The organism is Streptomyces sp. NPDC054847, assembly GCF_053610925.1.
In genome coordinates this window covers 1-5,397 of sequence record NZ_JBSGZJ010000481.1, presented here as the reverse complement: position 1 = coordinate 5,397, position 5,397 = coordinate 1, and the positions used below count along the sequence as shown (strand labels likewise).

Here is a 5,397-nt window from a genome sequence, read left to right as displayed (position 1 = left end):
GCCCCCGAAACACCGCGCGGAGCGCGGTGCGGGGGGCCGGGGCTTGCCCCGCTTCGGGAAGGGGCGGGGTGGGGGAAACCGCCCCGTGCGGCAGGATGGCCGCATGAGCATCGTGAAGATCAACGTCCTCACCGTCCCCGACGAGCAGCGCGACGTCCTCGAGAAGCGGTTCGCCTCCCGCGCCGGCGCCGTCGAGAGTTCGGACGGGTTCGAGTGGTTCGAGCTGCTGCGGCCCGTCGAGGGGACCGACCAGTACCTGGTCTACACCCGGTGGCGTGACGAGGCCTCGTTCCAGGCCTGGATGGAGGGGCCGATGAAGGCCGCCCACCAAGGCGGCGGCGCACAAGGCGGTGGCGGCGAGCGTCCCAAGCCCGCCGCCACCGGGTCCACCGTGTGGTCGTTCGAGGTCGTGCAGCAGGCCGCGCCCAAGGCGCAGTCCTGACCGACGCCGCGCCGCGCTAGATCCGCAGCAGCCGTTCCGTCACCTCGCGGTACGCCTGGAGCGCACGGCGCAGTTGCTCCGTGTCGTCGCCGCCGGCGTCCGCGGAGTGCCGCAGTGTCCGGCGGTGCTCCGCCAGGGACGCGGTGATCCGGTCGCCGGCGTCCTCGAGGACGTCGGCCGCCTCCTCGACCGCGCGGCGCGGGGAGTCGACGAAGCCGGTGAGCGCCTGGTGCAGGCGGTGTTCGAGCCGCTCGCATTCGTCCTGGGGCAGGAGCCGGGCCGCTCGCGGCTCCGCGTCGCCCGCCCCGGGCGCGGTGAGCGGGGTGCCGGCACCGGTGGTGGCACCGCCGGGGTCGATGACCGGTTTCAGCGGCTCGTCCACCGGTCCGGGGCGCGACCCGTGGGCGGCGCCGCGCTCGGCCCGCAGGCCGGAGGCGCGTACGTCGTCCTTGCCGTCCCGCCCGACCGGCGCGGCGGGGGCTTCTATGTCTCCCGCGTCGCCGGCGGTACCGGGCGGGACGGCAGTCCTGGGGGATTCCTGATGGTTCGGGTGCGGCATCACACGCCACTCCCCTTCGGGCGCAGCATGTGGCTGCGGCCACGGCTGTGGGACCGGTCGGGGGCGCCGGGCCGGTGACGGCCGTGGTCCACGGCCCGGTCGGCGACCAGGTCGGCGAAGAGCTCACGGGCGTCGACCATCGCCTCGCGCAGTTGTTCCGTGGTCGTCTCCGTGCCGCTGCGGGCGGCGCGGTGGAGCCTGCGATAGCCCTCTACGTGGCGCGGGTGGTGGACCGAGAGCGCCGAGAGCTGCTCCTCGTAGCGGCCGGAGGCCGGGAAGCCGCGGTCGCCCGCGATCCGGCCCAGGAGCTGGTCGGCGTCGGCGACGGCACCGCGCGGGTCGTCGACGAAGCGTTCCTGCACGGCGGCCCATGCGGTGTCGTACTGCTCCCGCACGCCGGGCGCGAGGGGCTGCGGCGTGAGGTCTCCGTAGCGCTGGACGCGGTCGTGCAGATCACGGTCGGCCGCCTTGGTGTCGCCGTCGTGGCGGGCGACGACCCTCTCGTACTCGGGGCCGAACCTCCTTCGCAGTGCCCGCCGTCCGCCGGCGTGCCCGCCGCGGCGTGCGTAGAGGGAGCCGGCGATGATCAGAAGGACCACGATCACCGCGGCGACGATCAGAACTGTGGTCAGGGTCGACATGACTCACCTTCCGGGTCGGGACCCGTGGGCGGACGCTCGCTGTTCGCGAGCTTTCATAGCTCCGAGTAACCGGGAATCGATTGGCCAAACAACCACCGAACGGGCTACGAAACGTCCATGACCATGTGGACACTGACCCCGGAGCCGTTCGACTCCCCCGACGCGACCGCGCTGCGGCGCGCGTACTACCACGATGTGGCGAGCCGTTACTGGGGCCGGCCGGCGACCGTGGAGGAGGTCGACGAAGGGCTCACCGGCGACGGCGTCGAGCTGCTGACGCCGCCGACGGGCCAGTTCCTCGTCGGCCGGTACGGCGGCGAGGCAGCGGCCTGCGGCGGGGTGCTGATGCTGGACCAGGAGCGGGCGGAGCTCACACGGGTCTTCCTGCGGCACGACTTCCGGGGCCGCAAGGGCGCTTCGCTGCTGATGGAGTCGCTGGAGCACGAGGCCCGCGCGCTCGGCGCCCGCCGGATGGTCCTCAACACCCGCCTCGACCTGGTCGAGGCCCGCGCGCTGTACACGCGGCACGGCTACGCGGAGATACCGGCGTACTGCAGCGGCCCGTACATGGAGATCTGGTACGGCAAGGACCTCTGAACGCCTCTCCATGGTGAGTGGCGCGGCGACGGACACAGGCGGGGGTGCGGTACCGGCGGGAGGTCGGACGGAGCGGTCCCGGCGGGACGTCAGACGGGGTGGCCCCTCGGGTACTCGTGGTCGCGGGGCGGCTCGGGGCTGTGCGGCCGCTCGGCGTCGGAGCCGCACAGCTCCGCGTTCAGATCGTGCACCAGCTGGACGAGGTCGGTCGGCCGTTCGGGTCCCCACCAGTCGCCGAGCAGCTCGGCGAGCGACTCCTCGCGCGCCTGCGCCAGTTGTACGGCGGCCTCCACGCCGCTGTCCGTGAGCATCAGGTCGAGGCCCTCGCGGCGGGCGAGGCCGCGTCCCTCCACCTCGCGGGCCGCCTCCGTGATCGCGCGCAGCGGGACGGGCGTGGTCTCGGCGAGCCTGGCCGGTTCGACGACGCCGTGGCGCTTGATGCGCAGCAGCAGCCAGCTCGAGGCGGGCAGCAGGTCGTAGCCGGCCCGCGCGGTGATCTTCTCGTAGATGTGCCGCCTGCCTTCGCGGGAACCGAGCACCGACAGGGCCCGTGCGACCTCGTCGTACGAGGACCGCTCGACGGGGTTCGAGGCCAGCGTCTCGCTGTGGTCCGGAGCGGTGACCGAGGCGCGGAGCTTGTCCTCTTTGAGGAACCAGGCGACGAGGAAGGCGAGCGCGACGACCGGCAGGGCGTAGAGGAAGACGTCCGTGATGGCCGTCGAGTACGCGTCGAGCACCGACGGGCGCAGGTCGGAGGGGAGTTCCGCGATGGCACGCGGGTCGGCGGCGAGCTCGGCGGGCCCGGCGCCCGGCGGCACCTGCTGCCCCGCGAGGGCGTCGGTGAGCTTGTGCTCCAGCCGGTTGGTGAAGATCGTGCCGAAGATCGCGACGCCGAACGAGGCGCCGATGGAACGGAAGAACGTCGCACCTGACGTCGCGACACCGAGGTCCTCGTAGCCCACGGCGTTCTGGACGACGAGGACGAGGACCTGCATGACGAGGCCGAGTCCGGCTCCGAAGACGAAGAAGAACAGACTCATCTGCCAGGTGGAGCTGGTCTGCTCGAGCTGGTGGAGGAGCAGGAGGCCCAGCGCCGTCACGGCGGTGCCGACGATCGGGAAGACCTTCCAGCGGCCGGTGCGGCTGACGATCTGCCCCGACAGCGTGGACGTGAGCAGCAGGCCGAACACCATCGGCAACATGTGGACACCGGACATGGTCGGTGAGATGCCCTGGACGACCTGGAGGAACGTCGGCAGGTACGTCATCGCGCCGAACATCGCGAAACCGATGATGAAGCTGATGACCGCGACGAGGGTGAACGTCCGGATCCGGAACAGCTTCAGCGGCAGAACGGGCTCCGCCGCCTTGCGTTCGACGGCGACGAACGCGACGAGGAGCACGGCCCCGAGGACGGCGAGTCCGATGATCCGCGCCGAGCCCCACGCCCAGGTCGTGCCGCCGAGGGAGGCGACGAGGACGAGACAGGTGGCGACGGAGGCAATGAGGAACGTGCCCAAGTAGTCGATGGTGTGCCGGGTCTGCCGCACCGGGATGTGCAGCACGGCCGCGATGACGAGCAGCGCGACGACGCCGATGGGCAGGTTGATGTAGAAGACCCAGCGCCAGGTGAGGTGTTCGGTGAAGAAGCCGCCGAGCAGCGGCCCGAGGACGCTCGTCGCGCCGAAGACCGCGCCGAAGAGGCCCTGGTACTTGCCCCGTTCACGCGGTGACACGAGGTCGCCGACGATCGCCATCGACAGCACCATCAGCCCGCCGCCGCCGAGGCCCTGGACCGCGCGGAAGGCGATGAGCTGCGGCATGTTCTGGGAGATGCCGCAGAGGGCGGAGCCGACGAGGAAGATGACGATGGCGGTCTGGAAGAGCTTCTTGCGCCCGTACTGGTCACCGAGCTTGCCCCACAGGGGAGTCGCGGCGGTGGCGGCCAGCATGTAGGCGGTGACCACCCAGGAGAGGTGGTCCATGCCGCCCAGTTCGCTGACGATGGTCGGCAGCGCGGTGGCCACGATCGTCTGGTCGAGGGCGGCCAGGAGCATGCCCAGGAGCAGCGCGCCGATGGCGACGAGAACGGTTCGCCGGTCGTGCCCCTCCCCGGGGGCAGGCCCCACCTGGGCGCTGCTCACTTCCTGAGCCATGCCGATCTCCTCGGTTCCGTGGCGCTGTTCCATCCCATCGTGGTGTGTCTGTCCGGTTATGGCCTCCCGAGAGGGGCGGTGAGACAGGTGGGGCGTTGGGTGTCGCACGGGACGGTTGCATAATCGGCGGCATTCAAAGGGGAGGGGAACCGGCAATGACCGGAAACAGATGTCCGGAGTGCGACAGACCGCGGAACCCGGACGGCAGCGCCGGACCCGGCTGCGACTGCGCCGAGCGGGCGGGGGCCGCTCTGCGCGCGGAAAGGGAGGCGGACATCGCGGCGGCGGAGGACTTCGATCCGCTGCGGATCAGGCCGTACGTGACGCTGGAGGGCCTCGGTACGCCGCACCGTGCCCCGTCCGGCCCGCCCGACCCGGACACCGCCGTTCGTCCGGCCCCGGCGGGGCACGGGGGCCACGCGGCGGGCGGGCAAGAAGGCGTCGCGCACGAGGGCTTCGCTCAGGGCGGGGCCGTGGCCGGCCTGGGGGCGGCGGGGCCGCCGCGGCCCATGCAGGAGCCGGCTGCGGCACCTGCCGGCGTCGGCGGTCAGGAGTACGGCCCGGACCAGGACGGTCCGGACGGCACCGCCCGTCCGGAGGAGGACGGCCAGGGGCGGGCGGCGCACGACGGCGCCGCCGCGTACGGCGGGGCGCTGCCGCCCGAGGAGGTCACGCCGGAGGGGTTCTCGCCGGACGGCGGCGGCGCGCGCCGTGGGGGTGACGACACCGTCGTACTGGCGCCCGTCGGCGGCGGCCCCGCCGGGAGCGGTCACGGTCAGGGGGGTGACGCGCCGCGGCGGCGCCGGCGGGTGTTCGCCGGACTCGCTGTGGGCGCGGCGGCCGTCGCCGTCGCGGGGACGGCAGCGTTCGCCGGAGGGCTGTTCTCCGGCGGCGAGGAGCAGGACCGTGCGCTGGCGCCGGACCCCAGCACCTGCGCTCCGACCGCCAGCGCGGTGGCGGACGCGCGTTCGGCGGCGGCCTCCGCGAGCGCGTCGGCGTCCG

5 protein-coding genes and 1 pseudogene are annotated in these 5,397 nt (G+C 72.8%); 3 read left to right on the top strand and 3 right to left on the bottom strand.

Going from position 1 to position 5,397, the window contains the following annotated elements:
• Positions 1–103 precede the first annotated feature (103 nt).
• The gene (locus ACWGH4_RS30560; RefSeq protein ID WP_159692489.1) at positions 104–442 is read left to right on the top strand and encodes an antibiotic biosynthesis monooxygenase family protein; all 339 of its coding nucleotides are present in this window, start codon (positions 104–106) and stop codon (positions 440–442) included.
• A gap of 16 nt (positions 443–458) precedes the next feature.
• Here ACWGH4_RS30560 and ACWGH4_RS30555 read toward each other — a convergent pair whose 3' ends face one another.
• Together ACWGH4_RS30555 and ACWGH4_RS30550 are read right to left on the bottom strand one after the other, a co-directional pair.
• Positions 459–1,001 (bottom strand): hypothetical protein, encoded by a 543-nt coding sequence (locus tag ACWGH4_RS30555; RefSeq protein ID WP_453466614.1) that lies wholly within the window; start codon positions 999–1,001, stop codon positions 459–461.
• Positions 1,001–1,642 (bottom strand): hypothetical protein, encoded by a 642-nt coding sequence (locus ACWGH4_RS30550; RefSeq protein WP_441262763.1) that lies wholly within the window; start codon positions 1,640–1,642, stop codon positions 1,001–1,003. The genes ACWGH4_RS30555 and ACWGH4_RS30550 overlap by 1 nt, the downstream gene beginning before the upstream one ends.
• A 117-nt stretch (positions 1,643–1,759) precedes the next feature.
• Between ACWGH4_RS30550 and ACWGH4_RS30545 the strand changes: the two genes are divergently transcribed.
• Positions 1,760–2,239, top strand: a complete 480-nt coding sequence (locus tag ACWGH4_RS30545) for a GNAT family N-acetyltransferase (protein ID WP_453466612.1) — start codon at positions 1,760–1,762, stop codon at positions 2,237–2,239.
• 89 nt (positions 2,240–2,328) lie between these two features.
• Here ACWGH4_RS30545 and ACWGH4_RS30540 read toward each other — a convergent pair whose 3' ends face one another.
• The gene (locus ACWGH4_RS30540) at positions 2,329–4,395 is read right to left on the bottom strand and encodes a DHA2 family efflux MFS transporter permease subunit (protein ID WP_453466610.1); all 2,067 of its coding nucleotides are present in this window, start codon (positions 4,393–4,395) and stop codon (positions 2,329–2,331) included.
• 155 nt (positions 4,396–4,550) lie between these two features.
• Here ACWGH4_RS30540 and ACWGH4_RS30535 point away from each other — a divergent pair.
• Positions 4,551–5,397, top strand: a pseudogene (locus ACWGH4_RS30535) (hypothetical protein); the annotation flags it as partial.

Bases quoted from the DNA above. Each gene is read 5' to 3' on its own strand.
- ACWGH4_RS30555 (WP_453466614.1), bottom strand. From the start codon at position 1,001: ATGCCGCACCCGAACCATCAGGAATCCCCCAGGACTGCCGTCCCGCCC.
- ACWGH4_RS30550 (WP_441262763.1), bottom strand. From the start codon at position 1,642: ATGTCGACCCTGACCACAGTTCTGATCGTCGCCGCGGTGATCGTGGTC.
- ACWGH4_RS30545 (WP_453466612.1), top strand. From the start codon at position 1,760: ATGACCATGTGGACACTGACCCCGGAGCCGTTCGACTCCCCCGACGCG.
- ACWGH4_RS30560 (WP_159692489.1), top strand. From the start codon at position 104: ATGAGCATCGTGAAGATCAACGTCCTCACCGTCCCCGACGAGCAGCGC.
- ACWGH4_RS30540 (WP_453466610.1), bottom strand. From the start codon at position 4,395: ATGGCTCAGGAAGTGAGCAGCGCCCAGGTGGGGCCTGCCCCCGGGGAG.